This window comes from Mesorhizobium sp. B2-3-5 (assembly GCF_006442395.1).
Taxonomy (GTDB): domain Bacteria; phylum Pseudomonadota; class Alphaproteobacteria; order Rhizobiales; family Rhizobiaceae; genus Mesorhizobium.
In genome coordinates this window covers 124,637-148,886 of sequence record NZ_VFVX01000006.1, presented here as the reverse complement: position 1 = coordinate 148,886, position 24,250 = coordinate 124,637, and the positions used below count along the sequence as shown (strand labels likewise).

Annotated in this window: 26 protein-coding genes; 11 read left to right on the top strand and 15 right to left on the bottom strand. The window is 64.6% G+C overall.

What is annotated here, in order from left to right; translation table 11 throughout:
- Position 1: 1 nt before the first annotated feature.
- From FJ958_RS10050 to FJ958_RS10010, 9 genes are all read right to left on the bottom strand, one after another.
- Entirely contained in the window at positions 2-370 is a 369-nt protein-coding gene (locus tag FJ958_RS10050; RefSeq protein ID WP_140742061.1) for a cupin domain-containing protein, read from the bottom strand.
- A gap of 102 nt (positions 371-472) precedes the next feature.
- Positions 473-1,858, bottom strand: coding sequence for an FAD-binding oxidoreductase (locus tag FJ958_RS10045; RefSeq protein WP_140742059.1), 1,386 nt, complete (start codon positions 1,856-1,858; stop codon positions 473-475).
- Between the two features lie 25 nt (positions 1,859-1,883).
- Entirely contained in the window at positions 1,884-2,999 is a 1,116-nt protein-coding gene (locus FJ958_RS10040) for an ABC transporter ATP-binding protein (protein ID WP_140742057.1), read from the bottom strand.
- A complete protein-coding gene (locus tag FJ958_RS10035) occupies positions 2,996-3,793 on the bottom strand; it encodes an ABC transporter permease (protein WP_140742055.1) in 798 nt (265 codons plus the stop codon). Before FJ958_RS10035 ends, FJ958_RS10040 begins: the two co-directional genes overlap by 4 nt.
- On the bottom strand, positions 3,793-4,662 hold the full coding sequence (locus tag FJ958_RS10030; protein WP_140742053.1) for an ABC transporter permease: 870 nt from the start codon (positions 4,660-4,662) through the stop codon (positions 3,793-3,795). The genes FJ958_RS10035 and FJ958_RS10030 overlap by 1 nt, the downstream gene beginning before the upstream one ends.
- Positions 4,663-4,684: 22 nt before the next feature.
- On the bottom strand, positions 4,685-5,761 hold the full coding sequence (locus FJ958_RS10025; protein ID WP_140742051.1) for a PotD/PotF family extracellular solute-binding protein: 1,077 nt from the start codon (positions 5,759-5,761) through the stop codon (positions 4,685-4,687).
- A gap of 38 nt (positions 5,762-5,799) precedes the next feature.
- Complete coding sequence (locus tag FJ958_RS10020; RefSeq protein ID WP_140742049.1) at positions 5,800-6,459, bottom strand: XRE family transcriptional regulator; 660 nt, start codon at positions 6,457-6,459, stop codon at positions 5,800-5,802.
- A 171-nt stretch (positions 6,460-6,630) separates the two neighbouring features.
- Positions 6,631-8,412 (bottom strand): chloride channel protein, encoded by a 1,782-nt coding sequence (locus FJ958_RS10015; RefSeq protein ID WP_140742047.1) that lies wholly within the window; start codon positions 8,410-8,412, stop codon positions 6,631-6,633.
- A gap of 193 nt (positions 8,413-8,605) precedes the next feature.
- Complete coding sequence (locus FJ958_RS10010) at positions 8,606-8,905, bottom strand: putative quinol monooxygenase (RefSeq protein ID WP_140742231.1); 300 nt, start codon at positions 8,903-8,905, stop codon at positions 8,606-8,608.
- Positions 8,906-9,022: 117 nt separating this feature from the next.
- Between FJ958_RS10010 and flhA the strand changes: the two genes are divergently transcribed.
- The 7 genes from flhA (at position 9,023) to FJ958_RS09975 (ending at position 14,417) form a co-directional block, all read left to right on the top strand.
- Complete coding sequence (flhA, locus tag FJ958_RS10005) at positions 9,023-11,110, top strand: flagellar biosynthesis protein FlhA (RefSeq protein ID WP_140742045.1); 2,088 nt, start codon at positions 9,023-9,025, stop codon at positions 11,108-11,110.
- On the top strand, positions 11,107-11,859 hold the full coding sequence (gene fliR / locus FJ958_RS10000) for a flagellar biosynthetic protein FliR (RefSeq protein WP_140742043.1): 753 nt from the start codon (positions 11,107-11,109) through the stop codon (positions 11,857-11,859). Before flhA ends, fliR begins: the two co-directional genes overlap by 4 nt.
- Position 11,860: 1 nt before the next feature.
- Positions 11,861-12,253 carry a hypothetical protein gene (locus FJ958_RS09995; RefSeq protein WP_140742041.1) on the top strand — a complete coding sequence of 131 codons (393 nt, stop codon included), beginning with the start codon at positions 11,861-11,863 and terminating at the stop codon, positions 12,251-12,253.
- A 42-nt stretch (positions 12,254-12,295) separates the two neighbouring features.
- A complete protein-coding gene (locus tag FJ958_RS09990) occupies positions 12,296-12,904 on the top strand; it encodes a rod-binding protein (protein WP_181176348.1) in 609 nt (202 codons plus the stop codon).
- Positions 12,905-12,917: 13 nt separating this feature from the next.
- On the top strand, positions 12,918-13,343 hold the full coding sequence (locus FJ958_RS09985; RefSeq protein WP_140742039.1) for a hypothetical protein: 426 nt from the start codon (positions 12,918-12,920) through the stop codon (positions 13,341-13,343).
- Positions 13,344-13,372: 29 nt separating this feature from the next.
- Positions 13,373-13,894: a hypothetical protein gene (locus FJ958_RS09980; protein WP_140742037.1), complete on the top strand. Its 522-nt coding sequence runs from the start codon at positions 13,373-13,375 to the stop codon at positions 13,892-13,894.
- A 238-nt stretch (positions 13,895-14,132) separates the two neighbouring features.
- Positions 14,133-14,417, top strand: a complete 285-nt coding sequence (locus FJ958_RS09975) for an SCP2 sterol-binding domain-containing protein (protein ID WP_140742035.1) — start codon at positions 14,133-14,135, stop codon at positions 14,415-14,417.
- A gap of 83 nt (positions 14,418-14,500) precedes the next feature.
- Here the strand turns inward: FJ958_RS09975 and FJ958_RS09970 are convergent, their stop codons facing one another.
- Both FJ958_RS09970 and odc2 read right to left on the bottom strand, forming a co-directional pair.
- A complete protein-coding gene (locus FJ958_RS09970) occupies positions 14,501-15,052 on the bottom strand; it encodes an N-acetyltransferase (RefSeq protein WP_140742226.1) in 552 nt (183 codons plus the stop codon).
- Between the two features lie 280 nt (positions 15,053-15,332).
- The gene (gene odc2 / locus FJ958_RS09965; protein ID WP_140742033.1) at positions 15,333-16,466 is read right to left on the bottom strand and encodes an ornithine/lysine decarboxylase; all 1,134 of its coding nucleotides are present in this window, start codon (positions 16,464-16,466) and stop codon (positions 15,333-15,335) included.
- 540 nt (positions 16,467-17,006) lie between these two features.
- On the opposite strand from odc2, the gene FJ958_RS09960 reads away from it, so the two are divergent.
- From FJ958_RS09960 to FJ958_RS09945, 4 genes are all read left to right on the top strand, one after another.
- Positions 17,007-18,203, top strand: coding sequence for an amidase (locus FJ958_RS09960; RefSeq protein ID WP_140742031.1), 1,197 nt, complete (start codon positions 17,007-17,009; stop codon positions 18,201-18,203).
- 105 nt (positions 18,204-18,308) lie between these two features.
- Entirely contained in the window at positions 18,309-19,208 is a 900-nt protein-coding gene (locus tag FJ958_RS09955) for a LysR family transcriptional regulator (protein ID WP_140742029.1), read from the top strand.
- Positions 19,209-19,296: 88 nt separating this feature from the next.
- Complete coding sequence (locus FJ958_RS09950) at positions 19,297-19,965, top strand: DUF1007 family protein (RefSeq protein WP_140742027.1); 669 nt, start codon at positions 19,297-19,299, stop codon at positions 19,963-19,965.
- Entirely contained in the window at positions 19,962-21,149 is a 1,188-nt protein-coding gene (locus FJ958_RS09945) for a nickel/cobalt transporter (protein ID WP_140742025.1), read from the top strand. The genes FJ958_RS09950 and FJ958_RS09945 overlap by 4 nt, the downstream gene beginning before the upstream one ends.
- Before the next feature lie 43 nt (positions 21,150-21,192).
- Here the strand turns inward: FJ958_RS09945 and denD are convergent, their stop codons facing one another.
- The 4 genes from denD to FJ958_RS09925 all read right to left on the bottom strand — a co-directional run bounded on the left by denD (position 21,193) and on the right by FJ958_RS09925 (position 24,202).
- Positions 21,193-22,170, bottom strand: a complete 978-nt coding sequence (gene denD, locus FJ958_RS09940) for a D-erythronate dehydrogenase (protein ID WP_140742023.1) — start codon at positions 22,168-22,170, stop codon at positions 21,193-21,195.
- 11 nt (positions 22,171-22,181) lie between these two features.
- Complete coding sequence (locus FJ958_RS09935; protein ID WP_140742021.1) at positions 22,182-22,391, bottom strand: hypothetical protein; 210 nt, start codon at positions 22,389-22,391, stop codon at positions 22,182-22,184.
- Between the two features lie 85 nt (positions 22,392-22,476).
- The gene (locus tag FJ958_RS09930; protein ID WP_140742019.1) at positions 22,477-23,445 is read right to left on the bottom strand and encodes a cation diffusion facilitator family transporter; all 969 of its coding nucleotides are present in this window, start codon (positions 23,443-23,445) and stop codon (positions 22,477-22,479) included.
- A gap of 70 nt (positions 23,446-23,515) precedes the next feature.
- Positions 23,516-24,202 (bottom strand): GNAT family protein, encoded by a 687-nt coding sequence (locus tag FJ958_RS09925; protein ID WP_140742017.1) that lies wholly within the window; start codon positions 24,200-24,202, stop codon positions 23,516-23,518.
- Positions 24,203-24,250: the final 48 nt, after the last annotated feature.

Genomic DNA, 24,250 nt, shown 5'->3' with positions numbered 1-24,250 from the left:
ATCAGCCGGCTGACTGGATCATGTAGAGCTTGCGCGTGGTCTCCCGGATCCGCCATTCGCCTTTCCATCCCCGCGGCAGCACGAGGAGGTCGCCCGGCCCCAACTCGCGCCTCTCACCGTCGGCGCGGCTCACCTCCACCCGCCCCGAAATGATGTGGCATATTTCCGACGAACCCGATCGGTCGGCGGTGAAGCGGCCGGGCGTGCACTCCCAGATGCCGACATCGATGGTCCCGTCCGGGGACTGGAAGAGCGAGCGCACCGCCTCGACCTGATTGCCCTCGATGGACGTGGGCTTTGGGGAGAACACGCCGATGTCAGTCTTGGCGAGGTCGTGGAAGGTCGAAAGATCGATCAAGTCGGACTCCATGGATCAGAGCAATTCCGGGAAAAGTGCAACGGTTTTCCGCCCGGAATTGCGAAATGACAAAGACTTGGAATTGGTCAACGATTCCACCAACGCTGAACCGCCCTAATGGCCTGTGATGCCGTCGGCCAGGGCGGCAAGCCTGGAGGTGTGTGCCAGGCCGGCGGCTTCGCGGCGATCGGCGAGATGATAGAGCTGGTACATCGAATGCACGCCGAGCCAGCGGAACGGCTCCGGCTCCCAGCGCCGCACGGTGCGGTTGACCCAGGGCAGGCGCGTCAGCTCCGTGTCGCGGCCAAGGATCAGGTCGGCGAGCGTGCGCCCCGAAAGATTGGAGCTCGACACGCCAAGCCCGACATAGCCGCCGGCCCAGCCGATGCGGGTCGCGGGATCGAGGCCGACGGTCGTGCACCAGTCGCGCGGCACGCCGAGCACACCGCACCAGGCGTGCTCGATGCGGCAGCCCGCGGTCTGCGGCAGGAGCGTCGTCAGGATCTGATGCAACTGGTCGATCGTGGCCTGCTGCGTCTGCCCATTGACGTCGGTGCGCGAGCCATAGCGATAGGGCACGCCGCGCCCGCCCATGGTGATGCGGCCCTCGCGCGTGCGCTGGGCATAGCAATAAGCGTGTGCGGCATTGCCGAGAAGCTCGTGGCCCTCCCAGCCGATCTGGCGCCAAAGCTCCTCGGACAGCGGCTCGGTCACGATCTGCGCGCTGTTGAGCGCCAGCCAGGTCCGCTCCTCGCCGGGAATGCCGGCCGTGAAGCCCTCCGTCGCACGGATGATGGTTTCCGCGCGCACCGCGCCCCGGTCGGTCGTCACGCTGCCCTTGGCGATGGCGGTCACCGTTGTCTGTTCGTAGATCGGCACGCCCAGCCGCTCGACGGCGGCGGCAAGCCCGCGCACCAGCTTGGCCGGCTGCACGCGCGCCTGGCCATGGATGACGAAGCCGCCCATGACATTACGGATGTTGATGCGCGCCCGGGTCGCCTCGGCGTCGAGCAGCTCGATGCGTTCAGGGTCTGCGTCCCACGAGCGGATCGTCTCGCATTCCTCGCGCACGCGTTCCAGCTGCGCCGGATTGGTGGCAACCGTCAGATTGTCGACGCGGCGGATATCGGCTTCGATGCCCTCTTCCGTCGCCACCCGGATCACCTCATCGACGCAGCCGGCCATCGCCTTCTGCATGGCGGTGACGCCTTGCCGGGTCGAGGTCTTCAGATATTTCTCGCGCGACCAGCCGAAGCCGCCCGACAACCAGCCGCCATTGCGCCCCGATGCGCCGAAGCCGGCGAACTCGCGTTCGATAAGCACGATGCGCAGCGAGGGCTTCGCTTTCTTCAGGTAATAGGCCGTCCACAGCCCGGTATAGCCGGCACCGACGATCGCGACATCCGCCTCGATGTCGCCGGGCAAGGGTGGCCGGGGTGCGGGAACCCCGCCCAGATCCGCATACCAGAACGATATGTCGCCGTTGCGCTTGGCTTGCATGGAATGACTTTCGGATTGATTGGGATCAGGTCAGCGTTGCATCGGCCGTGCTGTCGTCGGCCAGAAGCTTGGCGTCGGCACCGTCGAAGCAGAGCTCCACCGTCTCCCCGAGGCCAAAGCTCTCGCCGGTCAGCGGCGAGCGCACGATCGCCGTGGAGCCGTCGGCGAGCCTGACTTCGTATTTCGATCCCGAGCCGAGATAGATGGCTTCCGCGATCGTCCCCGGCAGGCGGTTGGTGGTGCCCGCCGCGCTCTGGCCAGGCCGTCGGATGGCAAGCTTTTCGGGGCGCAGCAACATGACCGGGCTGGCCTCCCCGGCGATCCGCCGCGGCGCCGTCACCGTCTCGCCGGCGATGCGCAGCGCCGTGCTGGCGCCATCGCTCCGCGCCTCTCCGCGCAGCACGGTGGAGTCGCCGACGAAACGGCCGACGAACAGCGTCGCCGGTTCGTCGTAGAGCTCGCGGCCGGTACCGACCTGCTCGATCCGCCCCCGATTGAACACGGCGATGCGGTCGGACAGGACCAGCGCCTCTTCCTGGTCGTGCGTCACATAGACGAAGGTGGTGCCGAGTTCGCGGTGGATGCGCTTGATCTCGAGCTGGAGCCACTCGCGCAGCTTCTTGTCGAGCGCGCCAAGCGGCTCGTCCATCAGCAGCAGCGGCGGGTCGAAGACGATGGCGCGGGCCAGCGCCACGCGCTGCTGCTGGCCGCCCGACAGTTCGCTGGGATAGCGATGCGCGAAATCGCCCATCTTGACCATGTCGAGCGCCCTTGCCACGCGCGCCTTGCGCTGCGCCTGGTCGACACCGCGCAGGGTCAACGGATAGGCGACGTTACGGCCGACGCTCATATGCGGGAACAGCGCATAATGCTGGAAGACGACGCCGATATTGCGCTTGTGCGCCGGCACGCCGACCACGCTTTTTCCCCCGACCACCAGCTTGCCGCTGGTCACATCGGTAAAGCCGGCAACCACATTGAGCGTCGTGGTCTTGCCCGAACCGCTCGGGCCGAGCAGCGTCATGAACTCGCCGGGCTCGATTCGAAGCGAGATGCCGTCCAGCGCCTTGAAGCCGCCATAGGCCTTGCTGATCGACTCCAGATCGATCGCCGCACCCTTGCTCTCCTGTTCCCGCTTCATTGGCGTCCCTTCGGCTCACGGCCAAGAAGGAGCATGCCGCCACCGATCAGCATCGTGGTGGCGCACAGCAGGATGGTGCCGACGGCGGCGACCGTCGGGTCGGCGTCGCGGGTGATGGAGGAGAATATCTGCACGGGCAAGGTCTTCAGATAGGGGTTGGTGATGAACAGCGATACGACGATCTCGTCGAAGGAGGTGGCGAAGGCGAAGAGCAGGCCGGACAGCATGCCGGGCAGGATCAGCGGCATCGTCACGGTGCGGAACGTGGCGAGCGCACCGGCGCCAAGGCTTGCGGCGGCCGTTTCCAGGCGCCTGTCGAACACTTCGAGACTGGCCGAGACCGCGATCAGCACGAAGGGAAGCGCAAGGATGGTATGGGCGAGCACGAACCCCGCCAGCGTCCCGACCAGCCGCGCATCGAGATAGACGGCATAGATGCCGATGGCCAGGACGACGCCCGGCACCACCATCGGGGTCAGCATCAGCATCCGCAGGAGATTGGCGGGCCGCGCCTTCATGCGGTCCAAGCCGAAGGCGGCAAGCGTGCCGAGCACCGTAGCCAGCACCGCCACGATCGAGGCAACCTTCAGCGAATTCAGGAAGCTGGAGGACCAGTCCGGATTGGTGAGGAAATTCTGGTACCACTGCCAGGAGAACCCCTGCGGCGGGAAAGCGAGCGACTTGTTCCCGTTGAACGACATCGGCACGACGACCAGCGTCGGCGCCACCAGCCAGATCGCCACCAGCAGGCAGACGAGGCCGAGGATCGCACGGGTGAGCGGCTTCATTTCCATCAGCGTCGCTCCGCTTCCCGATAGCGCGAGCGCATCACCGGTGCCGCCAGCGCCAGAAGTACGAAGGTGGTGACCAGAAGCACCACGCCCATGGCGCCGCCCCGGCCCCATTGCAGCAGGCTGAGCACCTGGGTCTGAACCAGCGTCGACAGCATGGTCGAGCGCGGCCCGCCGAGCAGCGCCGGCGTGATATAGAAGCCCAGCGCCAGGATGAAGACGATGATCGCCCCGGCATAGACGCCCGGCAGCGACAGCGGCAGATAGACGGTGAAGAAGGCCCGGGAAGGTCGCGCGCCAAGACTCTGCGCCGCCCGCATCAGCCTGAGGTCGATGCCTTTCATCACCGAATAGAGCGGCAGGATCATGAAAGGCAGAAGCACCTGCGCCATGCCGATCACAACGCCGGTCTGCGTGCGGATCAGTCGGATGCCGTCAAAACCGGCCGACCTCAGCAACGAATTGATGACGCCCGAATCCTGCAGCAGGATCACCCAGGAGAGCGTGCGCACCACGCCGCTCACCCAGAACGGGATCAGCACGCACAGCACCAGGATCAGCCGCACGCGCGGCCCGACGGCGGTCATCAGATAGGCATAGGGATAGGCACAGGCCGCACAGACCACCGTGACCCAGGCCGAGATGACAAAGGTGCGCTGCAGCACCGTCAGATTGATGGGCGCGCCGAAGAACCAGATGTAGTTCTGCACGCCCCATTGCGGCTCCGACAGGCTGCGCAGCACGATGGTGAGCAGCGGGTAGCCGATCACGGCCACCAGCAGGAGCAGCGCCGGCAGCGTGAGCGCGTACGGCCTCCATGCCCAGCCCGCCCGGTTCGGGGCGGAAGGCGTCGTCGGGTCGAGCGCGCTCACGGGATTTGCCTCTCTCAGCCGGTCAGTTGCCGGCCATCAGCGCGGACCACTTCTCCTGCGCCACCGCGAAGTTCGGGACCCAGAACTTGAAGTTCTGCTTGTAGCCCTGCTTCTGGCGCTCGGGCGTGTTGGTCAGGAAGGCGGCGACGGAAGCGTCGACCTTGGGCTGCGCGTCGCTGTTGATCGGCGTATAGGACGTCTGCTCGGTCAGGACCTCCTGGGCATGCTTGCCGAGATAGGCATTGAGCAGCGCGTAGGATGCGTCCGTATCCTTGACGCCGACCGGGATCGTCATCTGGTCCATCACCACCAGCCAGTCCTGCCAGGCCGGCGCATATTTGGCGCCGTTCTTGACGGCGGTCATGGCGCGGCCGGTCCACATCATCAGCATATCGGCCTCGCCGGACTCCGCCAGCTGCTGCGATTCAGCCCCCGTCTTCCAGAAAATGGTATCGGGGCCGAGCTTGCGGACCACGTCGATGGCCTTGTCGATATCGGCCACGGTCATGGCCTTCGGGTCGCCGCCGGCGACCTTGAACGCCTGTTCCAGCAAGCCTCCGGTCGGGCTGCCGGAGCCGTCGATCCCGCGCACGCCCGGGAATTTCTGGGTATCGAAGAAGTCCGCCCAGCTCTTGGGCGGGTTATCCTTGTACTTTTCCTTGTTGTACATCAGCACGACGCCGTAGTTCATCGCCGGCACCGAGCATTCGCCGACTTGGCCTGCCGGAATCTTCGAGACGTCGAGCTTCGTCAGATCCAGCTTCTGGAACAGCTTGCCGCAATAGACGTAAGGCGGCAGATCGTCGGTGTCGACGACATCCCACGTGACATTGCCGGACTCGACCTGCGCCTGCAGCTTGGCGATCTCGGTCGGCCCGTCATTGAGCAGCTTGACCCCGGACTTGTCGACGAACTCCTTCAGCGCCGCCGCCTGGCCGTCCTGGTAGATGCCGCCGTAGGATACGAACGTCAGGGTCTTGCCCTTGAGCGACCCCTCCTTCACCTCGCCTGCCACCGGCTTGTCCTGCGCAAAGGCCGCGCCTGCCAGGACACCGAGCGCCAGAACGGCGCCAAGGCTTGCATATTTCGATTTCAACATGACACTAACTCTCCCATTCATGCCCGCGTTTTGTCGGACTACCTGGCCGCGAGCGGTTTCCAGGCCGTGTATTGATCGAGTTCGGCGCGCGCCGAGGTCGGCGGGGCGATAATCCACATCACTTCGGCTCGGCCACCGCCGATGTTCTCGCTGCGATGCGGCGTCGACGTCGTGTATTCGATGCTGTCGCCCTCTTCCAGGACATGGCGCGCCTCGCCGAGCGAGACCTCGACGATGCCGCGCAGCACGACGAGCATCTCATGCGCGTCGCCATGCGTGTATTGGTCGTGCCCGGTCGAGCCGCCTATGTCGAATTCGCCGACATAGACCTCCATGTCGCTCAGCGGCGGGCGCGAGAGCAGCATCTTGCGGCAGCCGTCGCTGGGCGGCAGGCTCGGCCGCTCGCTGCGCCGAAGCACGCCGCGGTTCTGCGCGGCACTTTCCTCGAACAGCATCGCGACGCTGACGCCAAGCGCCGAGGCTATCTGGTTGAGCGAGGCGGTGCTGGCGCCGGTCAGGCCGCGTTCGAGCTGGCTGATGAAGCTGGCGCTGGTGCCGGTCGCCTCCGCGAGATCGCGCAATGACAGCCTGCGGGCAAGGCGGAGGCTCTTGAGCCGCATGCCCAGCACCTGATGGGCATGTGTCGCGGCCGATGCGTCGAGCGTCGTTACCGAAGCCTGGCCGGAAGCCTTGCCCATGCCGTCTCCTCACCTCACTTAACAATCCGTACAGTACCACTGTACAGCTGGCAAGACGCGCATGAGGCCAGGACCGCGGCACTATTCGGCCAGGCTCGCAACCAGGAAGGATTTTTTCGCCGGAGCAGGATGTGTCTGCCGGACGGCAAGGGGACGAGCAGGAGAAACCCGCTACCCTTCGCCGGAAAGGTCCCGGCGCGCCTTTTCGAGCTCCTCGGCATAGCGCCGCATCAAATGGCCCTCGGTCAGCAGGCCGAGCACGATGTGGTCGGTGAAGTCCTCGACCACGGCCAGTTCTTCGGCGCCGGCGCGCTGGAACGTCTCGGCGGCGGCCTGCACGTTCATGCTTGGCACCAGAACGGCATCCTTGTACTGGGCCAGATCGCGCACCGGCACCTCCCCATCGGAGGGATCGCTGTGCAGTTCGGCCACGATCAGCACGCCGACATACTCATCACCCGGGTCGACGGCGATGACGCGCTGGGCAGAGCCGAGCGGGATTTCCTTGCGGAAGGCGGCAAGCGTCGTCGAGGCATCGATGGTCTTGATGTCTTTGCGCATCATCGAGCCGACGGTCAGGCTGCGCATCCAGCCGACGTCGTGGGCGCTGCGGATCGTCTCGCCGCGCAGATGGAAGCGCCATGTCGAGAACGAATAGCCGAAGGTTTCGCGCACCAGGATCGCCGCCATGATCGAGGCCGCCAGCACCACGCCGGTGAGCGTCAGGTCGCGGGTCGATTCCAGCGCCAGGAAGGTCATCGTCAGCGGGCCGCCGACAACACCGACGGCAAGCGACGTCATGCCGACGACGGCGGCGACGGCCGGGTCGATGCCGGTCGCCGGCGAGACGAGCGCCATCACGCCGGCGAACGCCTTGCCGAGCAGCGCGCCGAGGAACAGCGAGGCGAAGAACAAGCCGCCGCGAAAGCCGGAGCCCAGGGAAATGGCCGACGCGGCCAGCTTCAGCACGAAGACGCTGGCCACCACGGTCAGCCCGTAGTTCATGGCGAATTCGCGGTGCAGCGCGCCGTGGCCGCTGGACAGGACCTGTGGCGTAACCAGGCCCAGCAGGCCGACAATGACGCCGCCGATGGCCGGGCGCAGCGAGGCATCGATCGACAGTTTGGCAAAGCCGCGTTCGATCAGCGTTACCAGATGCATGATGGCGATCGAGGCAGCACCCCCAAGCAGTCCAAGCAGCAGGAACGGCACGTATTGGCTGGGCGTCAGTGCCGGCAGGCCGGCGAGCTCCAGCGGGAACGGCACGCCGCCGAACACTTCCGCGGTCAGCGAGGCCGAGATAGCGGCGGTCATGACAGGCGCGACGTTGGCGACCGAATAGATGCCGATGACCAGTTCGAAGCCGTAGAACGCGCCGGTCAGCGGCGCGTCGAAGGCGGCGGCGATGGCCCCGGCCGCGCCGCAGCCGACCAGGATGCGGACATCGTTGCGGCGCAGCCTGAAGATGCGCGCCAGCCGCGATGCCAGGCCGGAGCCGACCTGTGTATAGCCGGCTTCCAGCCCGACCGAGGCGCCGAAGCCGCTGGAGATCATCGTCTGGACGGCGATGATGAAGGTGTCGGTCAGCGACATGCGCCCGCCATAGAGCGCATTGGCCTCGATCGGATCGACGGGCGTGCGGAATCTGCGCTTTCTCAGCCAGATCACGCTCAAGCCGAGCACGATGCCGCCGATCGCCGGTATCAGCGCCTGCATCGGATTGGCGAGCGAAAACATGCCGGAAAGCCGGCCGCCGGGCTGAACGCCGAACATGAGTCCGTGCAGATCCTGCACGATCTGGCTCATCGCGGTGACCAGTATGCCCGCCATGATGCCGACCACGCCGGCCAGGATGACCACAGCGATGCCGCGCGCCTCGAGCAGCGGTATTGACCTCAGAAGCACCGCGCGCATCCGGCGGGCGTAGACTTCGCTGTGGGTTCTGGAAAGCACCGGGGCGGCTCGCCGATATGAAACGCAATGGAAGACCCGCCTGATACGCCGGGCGGCACGGCAAGACAACCACAATGCCGACATCAAAGGCGCCATTATGGCCGGGAGACCGGCTGATTTTGGTCTTTCCCGCCCCTTGAGCGTGAAGCAACCGGTTCCGCCGTCAGTCCGGGGTATCCTGATTGTTATTCGATCAGGTCGGCATAGGCTCGCCGGCCTCATAGAGCACGAGGTTACGCTCACCAATGCCGAGTGCCGGCCAGCTTGAACGCCACTCGGAGATATGTGGCGAGCGGAAATGCGCATCGAGTGCCGCCTTGTCGCGCCATACCTCGGTGACCCGGATCAGCCCTGCGTCGAGAACATCCCGCGCATAGGAATATTCCAGGCAGCCGTCCTCGCCACGGCTGCCCGAGATCATGCTCTCCATCGCGGACCTTGCCTCCTCGAACCTGTTGGGCGGCATGCGGATCGTGCCGATGACCAGCAGCATGGGGTCTTCCTTCTTGCGTTGCATTCGGTTCGGCCACTCTCCCACCCTCGCGCAAGCTTGGCCAGCTACCCTCGCCGGGCTGTCGCATGCCTGGCAGCCCATGGTTCGAGGACGAGAATGGCGATCAGCGAAAGCATCCAGCCCGGCGCAGTGGCCAAGAACGGCCGCGACATCTTCTTCGCGCTCGGCATCGTTATCATCCTGGCCGTGCTGTTCCTGCCGATCCCCGCCTTCCTCATCGACATCGGCCTCGCCTTCTCGATCGCGCTTTCGGTGCTGATCCTGATGGTGGCGCTGTGGATCCAGCGGCCGCTCGATTTCTCTTCCTTTCCGACCGTGTTGCTCATCGCCACAATGCTGCGGCTATCGCTCAACATCGCCACCACGCGCATGATCCTCTCGCACGGCAATGAGGGCACGCACGCCGCCGGCTATGTCATTGCCGGCTTCTCAAAGCTAGTCATGGCCAGCGACTTCGTCATCGGCCTGATCGTCTTCATGATCCTGATCGTGGTGAACTTCATCGTCATCACCAAGGGCGCCACCCGTATCGCCGAGGTCGGCGCCCGCTTCACCCTCGACGCCATCCCTGGCAAGCAGATGTCGATCGACGCCGATCTCTCCGCCGGCATGATCGACGAAAAGACGGCGCAGCTGCGCCGCCGCGAGCTGGAGGAGGAATCGTCCTTCTTCGGCTCGATGGACGGCGCCTCGAAATTCGTCCGCGGCGACGCCATCGCCGGCCTCATCATCACCGCCATCAACATCGTCGGCGGCATCGCCATCGGCTATATCAGGCACGGCATGGGCATGGGCGAAGCCGCCGACGTGTTCATCAAGCTGTCCGTCGGCGACGGTCTGGTCACCCAGATCCCGGCGCTGATCGTGTCGCTCGCCGCCGGCCTCCTAGTCTCCAAGGGCGGCACCCGCGGCTCCACCAACCAGGCCGTGTTCGGCCAGCTCGGCGCCCATCCGCGCGCCCTCTACGTGGCGGCGGCGCTGCTGGTGCTGCTGGGCCTCATGCCTGGCCTGCCATTGTTCCCCTTCTTCGCGCTCGCCGGCGGCATGGCCGGCCTCGGCTACGTCATCCCGATGCGCCACAACCGCGCCGTCGCCGAAGCCGAGGCGCTGAAGAGCCAGGAGAAGGCGACCAAGGCCGAGGAAGAGAAGAACTCGGTCAAGGCCTCGCTCGCCACCGCCGAGATCGAGCTGCTGATCGGCAAGCAGCTTTCGACACGGCTGCTGGTCTCGCATCAGGAACTGGTCTTCCGCATGGCCAAGATGCGCAAGAAATTCGCCCAGCAATACGGTTTCGTCGTGCCGGAAGTGCGCGTTGCCGACGATTTCGCCATCCCGCCGAAAAGCTACCAGATCAAGGTGCACGGCACGGTGGTCGCCGAATATTCGATGCGCGTCGGCGAGATCATGGTGCTGCTCGGCAACCGCGACTTGCCCGAGATCCCGGGCGAAGAGATCCGCGAGCCGGCCTTCGGCATGCGCGCCTATTCCGTCATGGAAACCTTCGCCGAGGATTTGAAGCGCGAGAACTTCACCTTCGCCGACAACATGTCGGTGCTGCTCACCCATCTCTCGGAAGTCATCCGCAACAACCTGCCGCAGCTTCTATCCTACAAGGACATGAAGGCGCTGCTCGAACGCCAGGATCAGGAATACCGCAAGCTCGCCGACGAGATCTGCACCACGCACATCTCCTACCCAGGGCTGCAGGCGGTGCTGAAGCTGCTTCTTGCCGAGCGCGTCTCGATCCGCAACCTGCACCTGATCATCGAGGCGATCGCCGAGATCGCGCCGCATGTGCGCCGCACCGAGCAGATCGTCGAGCATGTCCGTATCCGCATGGCCCAGCAGATCTGCGGCGACCTGTCCGAGGGCGGCGTGCTCAAGGTGCTGCGTCTCGGCAACCGCTGGGACCTCGCTTTCCACCAGAGCCTCAAGCGCGACGCCAAGGGCGAGGTGCGCGAATTCGACATCGATCCGCGCCAGTTGGAAGAATTCGGCCAGGACGCCACCAAGGCGATCAAGAAGCACCTGGAAGCCGGCGAACGTTTCGTCTTGGTCACCGCGCCGGACGCCCGCCCCTATGTGCGCATGATCATCGAGCGCCTGTTCACCACGCTACCGGTGCTCTCCCATGTCGAAATCGCCAAAGGCGTCGAGATCAGGGTGCTCGGAACCATATCGTGAGCGTTCTCTCGCAAGCGGTCGTCATCGCGGCATTCCTCGCCTTCTGCCGCATCGGCGCCTGCTTCATGCTGATGCCGGGCCTGTCCAGCGCGCGCGTCCCGATGCAGGTCAGGCTGTTCGTGGCGGTGGCCGCCACCGGCGGCCTGCTCGCCTTCCTGTGGGACCGCATCTTTCCCTTCGTCGATCCGCGCCCTCAGATCCTGGTGCCGATGATCATTTCGGAACTCCTGGTCGGCGGTCTGATCGGCGCCATGACCAGGCTCTACATGGAAGCGCTGCGCTTCATGGGTTCGGCCATCGCCATGCTGATCGGCTATGGCGGCTCGGGCGGACCGGCGATCGAGGAGCCGGAACCGCAGGCCGCCCTCGCCGCCATCATCTCGTTCTCGGCGCTCTTGATGCTGTTCGTCTTCGACTTCGACCATGAGATCGTGCGCGCCCTCGTGACCTCCTACACGGTCGCGCCGGTCAACGTTTTCTTCAACCCCCAGGCAGCCCTCGTCGACATCACCGACACGGTGTCGGACACCTTCTTCCTGGTCATCCGCCTCGGCAGCCCGTTTGTCGCCTATGCCATTCTGGTCAATCTGACGATCGGCTTCGTCAACAAGCTGACCCCGCAGATCCCAATCTATTTCATCTCCCAGCCTTTCGTCATCGCCGGCGGCATGATCATCTTCTATTTCGCCGTCGGCACCATGCTGTCGCTGTTCGTCGACGGCTTCGTCGACCTGACGCTGGCGAGGTGACATGAGCACGCGCAAGGATCGCCTCAAGAAACTGGTCAAGGTGCAGGAGCAGCTGAAGGCGCTGCACGAAACCCGTCACGCCACCCTCCTGGCCGCCGCCAACGCCGCCGCGGCAGAAGCCAGGGAATTGATCGGACACTTCGACCAGGACAATTCGCTTTCCGGCCTGTTCCCCGATCTCTATCATCGCCGCATCGCCCAGGCGGTGGTGCGCCAGGAGAAGAGCCTGGAGGGCGCCAGGCAGGAAGCCGGCCTCATCGCCGCTGCAACCGCCCGCGCTAACATGGTCGAACGCGCCTACAAGGACGTGCGCAACCGCGACGAGCGCGAACGCTCCGACCGCGAACGCCTCGACCTGATCGCGCAGAAGCGGGGCCACGAAGCCGACGAATAGGCCGGGCATGGGCCCGCAAGCCTGCCACAAGCTTGTTGAGGCATGGTCTGGCTAAGGAAACCCGGCAAAAGGCGGACTTTCTTGGCGATTTCTCCACCCAGCGACATCGTTATGGATGTCGCCCGCGCAGTTGATCCGACGGATATCGAGGCTGCCCGCGCCGCGCTGACCAAGCGTGCCGGCGGTGCCGCAGGCACGTTCTCGGTCGACACCGCGGCATCGGTCGACGCCGGCTCGATCCTGTCGCGCGCCTCCGCCGAACACGCCGCCGGGACCGATCCGGCCAAGAAGTTCAAGAAGTTCGAGGCCATGGTGCTGCAGACCTTCATCCAGAACATGCTGCCCAAGGACACCGAGGGCGTCTATGGCACGGGTCTCGCCGGAGACATGTGGAAATCGCAGCTCGCCGAGCGGGTCGCCGACGTCATGGCCGATCGCGGCGGCATCGGCATCGCCAAGTCGCTGCTCGCCGACCATTATCTCGACGGCAAGCGCAAGGTGCCGATCGGACCGGTTTCAAACGGACCGGAAAAGACCGAGATCGATCAGCAAACCCGTCTGTCCACCTCGCTCGTCCAGGAATTGCAGCGCAAGGCCGCCAGGTCGATGACCGGCGACGAGACAACCATAAAAACAGACATCAAGGTCTAGACTGGGAAACACCATGGCCGACTCATCCGAATTCACCGCCAACCTGCCAGCGCGCGCGATTGCGTCGGAAGCGCCGATCCCGTTCGCGCGGCCCGGAAACCTTGCCGCCATCATCGGCCGCATCGAGGAGGTGGTCGAGGAAGAAACCGCCGGCATCCGCAGCGATACCAGCTATGACCTCAAGGCCTCGAATGCCCGCAAGAGCCGCTATCTCTACGAATTGACGCGCGCCATGAAAGGCGGCAGCGAAGCCGAATTCCTCGAACAGCACCGCGAGGGTCTGACCCGGCTGCGGCAGAAGCTGGCCCGCAACGAGGCGGCGATCCTGGCGCATCTGAGCGCCGTCAACGAAGTCGCCAGCCTGCTGCGCAGCGCCATCCAGCGCGCCGAAACCGACGGCACCTATTCCGCCGGCGAGTTCGGCAGGCTGAAAGGTTAGAGCGCGACAATGTCGGGCCCGGTCTCCGAATGATCAAGGTCATCGCCATCGCGGTCTGGGTGTGCGTCGCCACGCTCGGCGCGGTATTTTATTCGTTCCAGGCCGCCGGCGAACGCGGCGTCGGCGAGAAACCCAAGCCGATGCTGGGCGGGCTGGATTACGTCAAGACCGACATCATTTCGGTGCCGCTGATCCACGATGCCAGGATCGACGGCTACTTCCTGGCCAAGCTCGTCTACACGGTCGAGCCGGAGCAGATAAAGAAGCTGTCGGTCCCGGCCGAGGCCCTGATCACCGACCAAGTATACACCTACCTCTACGCCAATCCCCAGATCGACTTCACCAAGAAGGCGACGATCGACCTCGATGCCTTTCGCGCCGCCATCCGCGACACCGTCAATACTCGTGTCGGCGCGAACCTGGTGCATGAGGTTCTGGTCGACCAGGTCAATTTCCTGAGCAAGGACGAGATCCGCGACAATTGGCTGCGCCGCCGGCAGGAATCCGGCACAGCCGCGCCCGAGACGGCCAAGCCGGTCAGCGCGCATTGACGCCATCCGGCACGGCCACGCACCGAGGGTCCCGGCTATTCGCCCGGTGCGGCGATGGAACCAGCCCCTGCAATTCGCGTTGACGTAAACGTCAATCCAAAGCTATATGCGGCAGCGATTGTGATCGCCACAGATGCGGCATGGGCTTCGGCCGGACCGAAGCGCCGTTGCGCGACAGATGCAACCAGACAAGCAGATGCAACCAGACAGGCAGATGCAACCAGACAGGGAGAACAGCGTGAGCGTTCAGGAGATTGCCGAGAAGATCAAGTCGCGCGTGGCCAGCAGCGGGTTCGATCGTTCCGTGAAATTCGACACCGGCAGCGACGGCGTCATCGTCATCGACGGCGCAACTGTCTCGACCACCGACGCCCCCACCGACTGCACCATCAAGCTCTCGCTCGACGATCTCGATTCGCTGATATCAGGCGACCTGAACCCGACCATGGCGTTCATGACCGGCAAGATAAAAGTCGAGGGCGACATGACGGTCGCCATGGCGCTCAGCCAGTTGATCGGCTGAGCACACAGCCGCCGATCGCTTCACCGATCACGCAAAAACGCCGCCTCTTCAGGCGGCGTTTTGTTCGGGTTTGGATGGATGTTTCAGGCCGCCAGCGTCGGCGCCTGGGCTTTCAGCTTGCGGCCGGAGGCCTTCAGCGTACCCCGCGCGCCGTCAAGCGCGCCCTCCACCAGCTCCAGCGCCAACAAGCGGTGCCGCTCGTAGGGCCCCGGCATGGCAAGCGAGCCGGTCTTGGCAGCCGAAAAGCCGAAGCGTCCATAGTAAGGCGCATCGCCGACCAGCAGGATCGCCGCATGGCCCAGCCGCGCCGCCTCGGCGATGGCATGGCGCATCAGCACCGAGCCGATGCCGGCATTCTTGAGCGACGGATCGACGGCAAGCGGGCCAAGCAGCAGCGCTGCCGGGCCGGCCTCGCCAAGCGTCACATCCCACAGCCGCACCGTGCCCATGACAGAGCCGGATGCATCGCGCGCAACGAAAGCCAGGCCTTCGGAAGGCCGGCGGCCGCGCCGCAGTTTTTCGGATGACTTTGTCTTGCGCTTCGGCCCCATGGCGTCGTCGAGCAGCGCCTCGCGGGCCGCGACGTCATCAGCGGTTTCGGCAACGACGACAATGGCGCGGGCACTCTCCCCCATCGAGGGGGAGATGTCGCCAAAGGTGACAGAGGGGGTCGCCGCGCGTGAAGCGCTGGCCCCATACGGTCCAAGAGAGGTCGAGGCAGCTGAGACGACCCCCTCTGGCCACTGCGTGGCCATCTCCCCCTCAAGGGGGGAGATTCCGTGCGCGGCGTCCTCAACGATGAAATTTGCAATGTCCATTTCCGCAATCCTTCACGAGCGGAGATCTGTTCCACAAGCGAACCCGGGCGGGCGACAGGCGCCCACCTGGGATGATCTGACCGGCTCTTTCGAACCGTCAGATCACGTAGGATCGGAGAGGCTCGAAGCCGTTGAACGCGACCGCCGAATAGGTGGTCGTGTAGGCGCCGGTGCCTTCGATCAGCACCTCGTCGCCGATGGTCAGCGACAAAGGCAGCGGGTACGGCGTCTTCTCGTACATCACGTCGGCCGAATCGCAGGTCGGGCCGGCGAGCACGCAAGGCGCGGTCTCGCCGCCGTCATGCGCGGTGACGATCGGGTAGCGGATCGCCTCGTCCATCGTCTCGGCCAGACCGCCGAACTTGCCGATGTCGAGGAACACCCAGCGCACATTGTCGTTGTCGGCCTTCTTCGAGATCAGCACGACTTCCGACTTGATGACGCCGGCATTGCCGACCATGCCGCGGCCCGGCTCGATGATGGTCTCGGGAAGCGCATTGCCGAAATGCTTGCGCAGCGCCGAGAAGATCGCCTGGCCATAGGCCTGCGCCACGGGCACGTCCTTCAGATAACGGGTCGGGAAACCCCCGCCCATATTGACCATCTTGAGTACGATGCCTTCGTCGGCCAGCGTCGAAAACACCGTCTTGGCGTCGGCGAGCGCACGGTCCCAGGCGGTCAGGTCGGTCTGCTGCGAGCCGACATGGAACGACACGCCATAGGCGTCGAGGCCGAGGCCCTTGGCATGGCGCAGCACGTCGACGGCCATGGCCGGCACGCAGCCGAACTTGCGCGACAGCGGCCATTCGGCACCCTCGCCGTCGGTCAGCACGCGGCAGAACACACGCGCGCCGGGAGCGGCGCGGGCGATCTTCTCGACTTCCTCAACGCAGTCGACCGCGAACAGGCGGATGCCGAGCTGATAGGCGCGGGCGATGTCACGCTCCTTCTTGATGGTGTTGCCGAAGGAGATGCGGTCCGCCGGCGCACCGGCGTCCATCGCCATCTCGACTTCGGCAACGGATGCGGTGTCGAAGGACGAGCCCATCGCAGCAAGCAGGCGCAGGATCTCCGGCGCCGGGTTTGCTTTCACCGCATAGTAGATCTTGGAATCGGGCAGCGCCTTCTCGAAGGCGCGGAAATTGTCACGCACGACATCGAGGTCGACGACGAGGCAGGGGCCGGTCGGACGTCGGGTGGCGAGGAAGTCGAGGATGCGCTGGGTAGCCATCGGGTATCTCCATCACGCCTTTCGGCGCGCACAAGGGTGCGGACGCGGGCTGTCGGCCTCGCGAACACGCGGTCAAACAAAGGCGGGACGGAAAATCCATGGAACCAGCCGGTGGAGACCCCGGAACCATGAAACGCCGTCTCGCGGCGATGAACCTAGCCTTGCCCGGCTTCGGTTCGCTTTGTCTGCCTTGGCTTGGATTGGGAGAACCCCGTTCCGCACTGCCGGCAATGAAGGTGTGCCTCTTCAGTAACCCCGGTCTTTGGACAACCGGCAGAGAACCAGAAAGGCCCGCACCGTCGTTGCTTCAAGGTGTCCTCGGTCTGGCGGTTGGCCGCTAAACCGACTGGAGGGGTTAGCTCCAGTTACCTTACCGATTGCCCTCACCATTCGAGGATCGGCGGACACCCACAGGCACGTGCGACTTTGGGCAAGCGCGATATATGGCCGGTGGCCGTCACAATCAATAAAAATCTTATCGCAGGTTGTAAAATTTCCGGCATCGAACAATGTTGGCGCAAACGCATCCGGATATCGAAGATGACAGGCACGCACGGCCCTCTGAATGCCTTTCTCGATCTTCGCCAGATGCCGGTGGCGCATGCCGAGCTTGGCCCGCTCGCCGGACTGCGGCTGGCCGTCAAGGACATCTACGACGTTGCCGGCTACCGCACCGGCTGCGGCAATTTGCGGAAATTCGCCGAAAGCCCTGCCGCCTCGCGCACCGCCCCCGCCATCCAGATGATTCTCGACGCCGGCGCGCGCTTCGTCGGCAAGACCCAGACCGACGAGCTTGCCTTCGCGCTATTCGGCCAGAACGCGCATTTTCCGTTTCCGGTGAACCCTGCCGCGCCCGACCGCGTCACCGGCGGTTCGTCATCGGGGTCGGCATCGGCGGTGGCGGGCAGGCTGGCCGACATCGCCACCGGCTCCGACACCGGCGGCTCGATCCGCGCGCCGGCGAGTTTTTGCGGGCTGATCGGGCTGCGCACCACGCATGGCCGCATCTCTCTCGACGGCACGATGAAGCTGGCGCCGAGCTTCGACACATTCGGCTGGTTCGCGGATGACATCGAGACCTACGAAACCGTCGGCAAGCTTCTGCTCGGCCGCGACCCGCACCAGCACACGCTGGACCGCCCGCTGACGCTCGCCTGGCTGGACGAGATGGTCGCCCGGCCGGCGCTAGAAGAATATGCCGGGATGACGGCGCTGGCGAGCGCGGTCTTCGGCGCGCCGGCGACGCCGACGACGCGCTTCAGCTCTTCCCCGGATGAACTCTACTGGTGCTTTCGCCGGCTGCAGGCCAAGGAAGCCTGGGCGGTGCATGGCGAATGGATCACCAGCGGCGAGCGCGACCTCGGCCCCGGCGTCGAGGAGCGATTCGGCTTTGGCCGTGCCGTCGATGACCGCACGGCGCAGGCCGAGAGGGTGCGCCGGCTGACCTTCCGCGACGAACTCAGCGCCCTGCTCGGCGAGGATGGGTTCCTCATCCTGCCGACGGTGCCGGGGCCGGCGCCCTACGTGGACAGCACACCCGAGCAGTTCCAGGCCTATCGCGAGCGGGCGCTGCATCTTCTGTGCCTCGCCGGCCTGTCGGGCTTTCCACAGATCACCTTGCCTATCGGTTCGGTCGCCGGCGCTCCGTTCGGCCTGTCGCTGCTAGGCCCTTCCGGCAGCGACATTGCCCTGATACGGCTCGGCCGAAAACTTCTAATGCATGTCGCGCAAAAGTGACCTCGGTTTTGCGATGACGACATGCATCAAACAAAAACTCAAAGCGCGTCGCATGAATCTGCTTCGACGCGACGCGCTTTGGATGCCGCACGAAAGGCCTGATCCATGGACACACTGACCCGCATGCGCGCCTTCATCGATGTGGTCGAGGCCGAGGGCTTTTCGGCGGCGGCGCGCAAGATCGGCCGCTCCAAGGCGCTGTTGTCGAAATATGTGCGCGAGCTGGAGGACGAGCTCGGCGCGCTGCTCTTGAACCGCACCACGCGTCAGTTCTCGATGACCGAGGCCGGTCATACCTATTACCGGCGCGCCTCGGAGATCGTGCGCGAAGTCGATAGCCTGGCCGACGCGGTGCGCGAATCCTCCGGCGATGTGCGCGGCCGGATCAAGCTGTCGGCGCCACGCACCTTCGCCGACGCGCCGGTCGGCCAGTCGCTGATCGATTTTGCCAAGCAGCACCCCGACATCGTGCTCGACATCCAGCTCGACGACCGCTTCGTCGACCTGGTCGAGGAAGGCTTCGATCTCGCGGTGCGCATATCGCGTCTGGAGAACTCGTCGCTGATCGCCAGACGGCTGGCGCCATTCTCCATAAAACTCTGCGCGTCGCCGGAGCTGATCGCCAAGCATGGCATGCCGACACGGCCGCAGGATCTCGGCCACATGCCTTGCATCGTCGACACCAATGGCCGCGGATTGAACAACTGGGCGTTCAAGGGCGACAACAACGATCAGTTGAGCGTCGCCGTATCTGGTCCTATCGAGGTCAACAGCCCGATGGCGGCGCGCGCCGCCGCCATGTCGGGGCTCGGATTTTGCATCCTGCCGGATTTCATCGCCGCGCCCGATCTCAAGAGCGGCCAGTTGGTGACGGTGCTTGACGACCGCATCCTGTCCGGCGGCGGCATCTTCGCCGTCTACCCGCACCGCCGCTATTTGCCGGCCAAGGTCCGTGTTTTCGTCGACTTCCTGGTGCAGTGGTTCAGGACGCGTGAGATTGCTTGACCCGTTTCAATCGTCTCGCGGTCCCAATTTCGCCCCCTTTGTGGTAACTGTCGGCATCTCTCCGAAGCCAAGGGAATCGCGACCGGGAATGCACCTGAAACGGCACGCAATCATGCTGGCTTCGGCCTTGGCGGCGACCCTTGCCGCCACGGGGCCGGCTTATGTGCATCCGCACGTCTTCGCCGAGGCGCGGCTCGACGTGATCCTGTCTCCGGATCACCAAAGCGTGAAAGCGCTGCGCCATCTCTGGCGCTTCGACGACCTGTTTTCGAGTACGGTGATGATGGAGTTCGACAAGAACTCCGACCTGAAGCTTGACGACAAGGAGCTGAAGGAGGTCGCCGACACCGTTCATGCCTCTCTGGCCGAATTCAATTATTTCCAGCTCGTCACGCAGAACGGCAAGGACGTGACGATGGTGCCGCCTCCACATCTGATGGCCAATTTCGACAACGACCAATTGATCATCCTGTTCGAGTCCGAACCCAAGGCGCCGATCAAGCTGACCGGCAAGATCGACATCGGCGTCTACGACCCGACCTTCTATACGGCGATCGACTTTACCGAGGATTCCAACATCACGGTCGAAGGCCTGCCGTCGAACTGTGCCAGCAAGGTCATTCGGCCGGATCCGGACGAAGCCATCAAGGAAAACCAGAAGACCCTGACGGATGCCTTCTTCAACGACCCGACAGGCACCAACATGAGCAAGATCTTTGCCACCAAGCTCGAACTGAACTGCCAACCAGAAGGATGAACCCGGTGACGAAACCGTCCCTGCGTTTGGCATTCGGCCTGTTTGCCGTCACTTTTGTCGCGATTGCATACGCCAATGCCGCGCATGCCCAGAGTTCGCTCGGCATCGGCGTCAATGACGGCATGGCGCCCAGCACCGGTCCGTTCGCCCACATCCTGATGTGGATCAATCTGAGGCAACAGGAATTCTATCGTGCGCTGGCAACGGCCATGAAGGCGATGCGCCAGGACGGCAGCAAGATCTGGATACTCGTTGGCCTGTCCTTCGCCTACGGCATCTTTCACGCCGCCGGCCCCGGCCACGGCAAGGCGGTGATCTCGTCCTACATGGTGGCCAATGAAGTGGCGCTGCGGCGCGGCATCCTGTTGTCCTTCGTCTCGGCCCTGCTGCAGGGCCTGACCGCGGTTGCGGTGATGGCGGTCGCCTATTTCGTCCTGCGCGGCACGGCCGTCTCGATGACCGACGCGGCCTGGTTCATGGAGATCATGAGCTTTGTCTTCGTCACCCTGTTCGGCGCCTGGCTGCTGTGGCGCAAGCTCGGTCCTTCCATCACGCGCCTGTTCGGCGGGGCACCCGCCTACAGCCTGTCGGCGGCCCATGCCGGCCATTCCCATGCGAGCCGTTCCCATGCGAACCATTCCCATGCTGCTCATTCGGCGCATGCTCATTCGCATGCGCTGCACGTGCATGAAGACCACGACCATGCACATGGCCATTCGCACGACCATCACCACCATGGCGCGCATGACCATGACCACGGTGCGCACGATCATGCGCATCATGGCCACGCGGCCGGCGAAGTCTGCGAAACCTGCGGCCACTCGCATGCGCCCGATCCGGCGCTGCTGTCGGGCGACCGTTTCGACTGGCGCACGGCCTGGACGGCGGTGGCGGCGGTCGGCATCCGCCCCTGCTCCGGCGCGCTGATCGTGCTGAGCTTCGCGCTGCTCAACGGGCTCTGGCTCGGTGGCCTGCTGTCGGTGCTGGCGATGTCGATTGGAACCGCAATCACAGTGTCCGCGCTGGCGACGGTCGCGGTGACCGCCAAGAACTGGGCGGTCTATTTCGCCGGCGACGGCCGCATGGGCAACCGCATCCATTCGGTCGTCGAGATCGGCGGCGCCGCCTTCGTCTTCCTGTTCGGGCTGTTATTGCTTTCAGCGAGCCTGACGGGCAGCGTCTAGGCCTATCCGATCCCGATCGAACGTGATGGGCGCCCGCAGACCGTTAACCGGGAATCTTGCCGCCGAGTTCATCCTCGATATGGGCGCGGATGATCTCGTCGAAACTCTTCTCGGCGACGAAGCCGAGTTCTTGTGACCGCCGCGCCTCGAACCGGGTCGGCCAGCCCTTGACGATCGCCCAGATCGTCTCGTCCGGCTCCTCGCGGATCAGCTTCACCGCCTTCGCGCCGGCAATGCGCTCCAGCGCCTCGATCTGCTCGCCGACGGTGACGGCCACACCAGGCATCGTCAGATTGCGGCGCGGCCCGACGGCGGTGCCGTCGATCTGCGCCGCATGGATCAGGAAGTTCACCGCCGAGCGCGGGCTGGCATGGGTGTGCACGACCGAGCGCGGCACCGGCAGGATCGCCTCCTGGCCGCTTAGCGGCTCGCGGATGATGCCCGAGAAGAAGCTGGAGGCCGCCTTGTTGGGCTTGCCTGGCCGCACACAGATCGTCGGCAGCCGGATGCCGATGCCGTCGAAGAAACCGCGCCTGGTATAGTCGGCCAGCAGCGCCTCGCTCATCTGCTTCTGCGTGCCGTAGGAGGTCAGCGGCGTCGGATGGAAGTCATCGGGGATGACATCCGGGAACGGCGCGCCGAACACGGCGATCGACGAGGTGAAGACGATGCGCGGCGCAAAGCCCGCCAGCCGGATGGCATCGAACAGCACCCGCGTGCCGTCGAGATTGACGCGGTAGCCGAGATCGAAATTGGCTTCCGCCTCGCCGGACACGATGCCCGCGAGGTGGAAAACGACGTCGGGGCGCGACGCGACCAGGCCTTCGGCGGCGCCCGCCTCGGCGAGATCACCGGTATGGATATGGATGCTGACACCGTCGATGGCCGGCGCCCGCGGCGGCACGATGTCGTGCAATTCGAGCGCGGTGACCTTCTTGCCGCGCAGCGTGCCGTCCTTGGCCAACCGGGCGATGAGCTTGCGGCCGACCATACCCGCGGCGCCGGTGATCAGAATGCGCACGTCAAACTCCCCTATTTGCCCTTGTTCTTGCGCTGGCTGCGGGCCCGCAGCCAGAAAACCGTAAAGAACGCCAGCACGAAGACGACGCCGAAAATGCCCGCGAGCACTGTCGAAAGCTTGCCGAGTGCCAGCATCACGGCCGGCAGATAAAAGGCCGCCGTGCCGAACAGAAGTATGATCAACAGCGCGGCGATGGCCGAATTCCTGGTGTCTCGGTCCATTAGGCTGCACCAGGGCGGTGGGCGTTCGTCAAGCTGGCTTCCAAGGCAGTGGAACTCCTGAGACAGGACCGGTCATTGACCGGGCCTAGTGGTGGTGGCCTTGATGCGGGGCGGCATCGTGCTCATACTCATGATCGTCGCCGTCATCGGCGCATTGGCCGAACTCCGGTTCCACGGTGGCATGGCTGATGGCGTGCTCGCTGGCAAGCCGCTTCTTGATGGCGCTGACCGCCTGGTGCGCGTCGACGCCCTCGTCGAGGCAGGCATGTAGCGTCGCCATGTTGCTGGCGCCATCGAGCGACCAGATGTGCATATGGTGCACTTCACGCACGCCCTGGATGGTCTTTTCGAGGTCCCTGGCGATGAGATCCCGGTCGAGGCTCGGCGGCACGCCTTCGATCAGCACGTGGGCCGCGGCACGCATCAGCGACCATGCCGTCGACAGGATCAGCAGCGAGACGAGCACCGACAGGATCGGGTCGATCGGCGTCCAGCCGGTCGCAAGGATGACCACCGCCGCCACGATCGCCGCGGCCGAGCCGAGCAGGTCGCCAAGCACATGCAATATGGCGCCGCGCATGTTGAGGCTCTCGCGGTCGCCGCCATGCAGCACCAGGAAGGAGCCGATATTGACCAGCAGGCCGAGCACCGCCACGACCAGCATCGGTCCGCCGAGCACCGGCGACGGCCTCTGCAGGCGCTCCCACGCCTCATAGACGATCCAGAGCGCGATAACGAAGATGGCGATGCCGTTGGTATAGGCGACCAGCGTCTTCACCCGGCCGAAGCCGTAGGTGAGCTGGCGGGTCGCTGGCCGGTCCGCGAGATGAAACGCGTACCAGGCAAGACCGAGCGCGATCGCATCGGCAAGCATGTGGCCTGCATCGGCCAGCAGCGCCAGCGACCCGGTGAAGAGACCGCCAAGCGCTTCCGCCACCATGAAGCCCGCCGTCAGGCAGGCCGCGATCAGAACGCGCTTCTTGTCGGTCGAGCCATGCACATGACCGGCCCCGTGATCATGCCCGCTATGGCCGTGGGAATGGGCATGCGCCAATGGCAGACTCCTGAGCGGTTGTTATTACGCAGTCCAGGACTGAAAACCGCTGCTCGCTTTCTGAATTGCGTCAGGCGCCGAACTGCGCGCGAAAATCCTCGAGCCGTCGCTTCTGCTGGCCGGCGCCGTCGAAATTGGCCGGATCGAGCCACGCCTCATAGGCTTTGCGAAGGGCCGGCCACTCCTTGTCGATGATCGAATACCACGCGGTATCGCGGTTTTCACCCTTGACGATGAGATGCTGGCGGAAAATGCCCTCGAACTTGAAGCCGAAGCGTTCAGCGGCCCGCTTCGACGGCTCGTTGCGGTCGTTGCATTTCCATTCGTAGCGCCGGTAGCCGAGCTCGTCGAAGATGTATTTCATGAACAGGAACTGCGCTTCCGTCGCCGCCGGCTTTCGTGAAATCAGTGGGCCCCAATAGATATTGCCGATCTCGATGACGCCGTAGGCGGGATCGATGCGCATCAGCGTCTGGCGGCCTGCGACCTTGCCGCTGGCCTTGTCGATGACGGTGAAGAACAGCGGATCCTCACTGGCTTCGACCTTGTCCAGCCAAGGCTGGAAGGCGGCGCGGGTTTCCGGCGGATAGTCCGGCAGCCAGGCGAAGCGGCCGTCGATGTCGGAAACCGAGGACGCCTCATAGAGGCCATCGCCGTGCTTTGCGGCACTCAACGGTTCGAGCCTGACAGTGCGGCCCTCCAGCACCTTGCGCTCCGGGCGCGGACGCGGTTGCCAATCCTTGAGATTTTCCGACACCGAAAGCTCCAATCCGTTTGACTTTTGCCCGATGAGGCTCACAAAAAC

Bases quoted from the DNA above. Each gene is read 5' to 3' on its own strand.
- FJ958_RS10040 (WP_140742057.1), bottom strand. From the start codon at position 2,999: ATGAAGCGGGAACAGGAGAGCAAGGGTGCGGCGATCGATCTGGAGTCG.
- FJ958_RS09995 (WP_140742041.1), top strand. From the start codon at position 11,861: ATGAGCACGCGCAAGGATCGCCTCAAGAAACTGGTCAAGGTGCAGGAG.
- flhA (WP_140742045.1), top strand. From the start codon at position 9,023: ATGGCGATCAGCGAAAGCATCCAGCCCGGCGCAGTGGCCAAGAACGGC.
- FJ958_RS10035 (WP_140742055.1), bottom strand. From the start codon at position 3,793: ATGGAAATGAAGCCGCTCACCCGTGCGATCCTCGGCCTCGTCTGCCTG.
- odc2 (WP_140742033.1), bottom strand. From the start codon at position 16,466: ATGGCTACCCAGCGCATCCTCGACTTCCTCGCCACCCGACGTCCGACC.
- FJ958_RS10010 (WP_140742231.1), bottom strand. From the start codon at position 8,905: ATGCTGCTGGTCATCGGCACGATCCGCATGCCGCCCAACAGGTTCGAG.
- FJ958_RS10045 (WP_140742059.1), bottom strand. From the start codon at position 1,858: ATGCAAGCCAAGCGCAACGGCGACATATCGTTCTGGTATGCGGATCTG.
- FJ958_RS09960 (WP_140742031.1), top strand. From the start codon at position 17,007: ATGACAGGCACGCACGGCCCTCTGAATGCCTTTCTCGATCTTCGCCAG.
- FJ958_RS10025 (WP_140742051.1), bottom strand. From the start codon at position 5,761: ATGTTGAAATCGAAATATGCAAGCCTTGGCGCCGTTCTGGCGCTCGGT.
- FJ958_RS10020 (WP_140742049.1), bottom strand. From the start codon at position 6,459: ATGGGCAAGGCTTCCGGCCAGGCTTCGGTAACGACGCTCGACGCATCG.
- FJ958_RS09970 (WP_140742226.1), bottom strand. From the start codon at position 15,052: ATGGGGGAGAGTGCCCGCGCCATTGTCGTCGTTGCCGAAACCGCTGAT.
- FJ958_RS09990 (WP_181176348.1), top strand. From the start codon at position 12,296: ATGGTCTGGCTAAGGAAACCCGGCAAAAGGCGGACTTTCTTGGCGATT.
- FJ958_RS09945 (WP_140742025.1), top strand. From the start codon at position 19,962: ATGAACCCGGTGACGAAACCGTCCCTGCGTTTGGCATTCGGCCTGTTT.
- FJ958_RS09980 (WP_140742037.1), top strand. From the start codon at position 13,373: ATGATCAAGGTCATCGCCATCGCGGTCTGGGTGTGCGTCGCCACGCTC.
- FJ958_RS10050 (WP_140742061.1), bottom strand. From the start codon at position 370: ATGGAGTCCGACTTGATCGATCTTTCGACCTTCCACGACCTCGCCAAG.
- FJ958_RS09985 (WP_140742039.1), top strand. From the start codon at position 12,918: ATGGCCGACTCATCCGAATTCACCGCCAACCTGCCAGCGCGCGCGATT.
- FJ958_RS09935 (WP_140742021.1), bottom strand. From the start codon at position 22,391: ATGGACCGAGACACCAGGAATTCGGCCATCGCCGCGCTGTTGATCATA.
- FJ958_RS09955 (WP_140742029.1), top strand. From the start codon at position 18,309: ATGGACACACTGACCCGCATGCGCGCCTTCATCGATGTGGTCGAGGCC.
- FJ958_RS09950 (WP_140742027.1), top strand. From the start codon at position 19,297: ATGCACCTGAAACGGCACGCAATCATGCTGGCTTCGGCCTTGGCGGCG.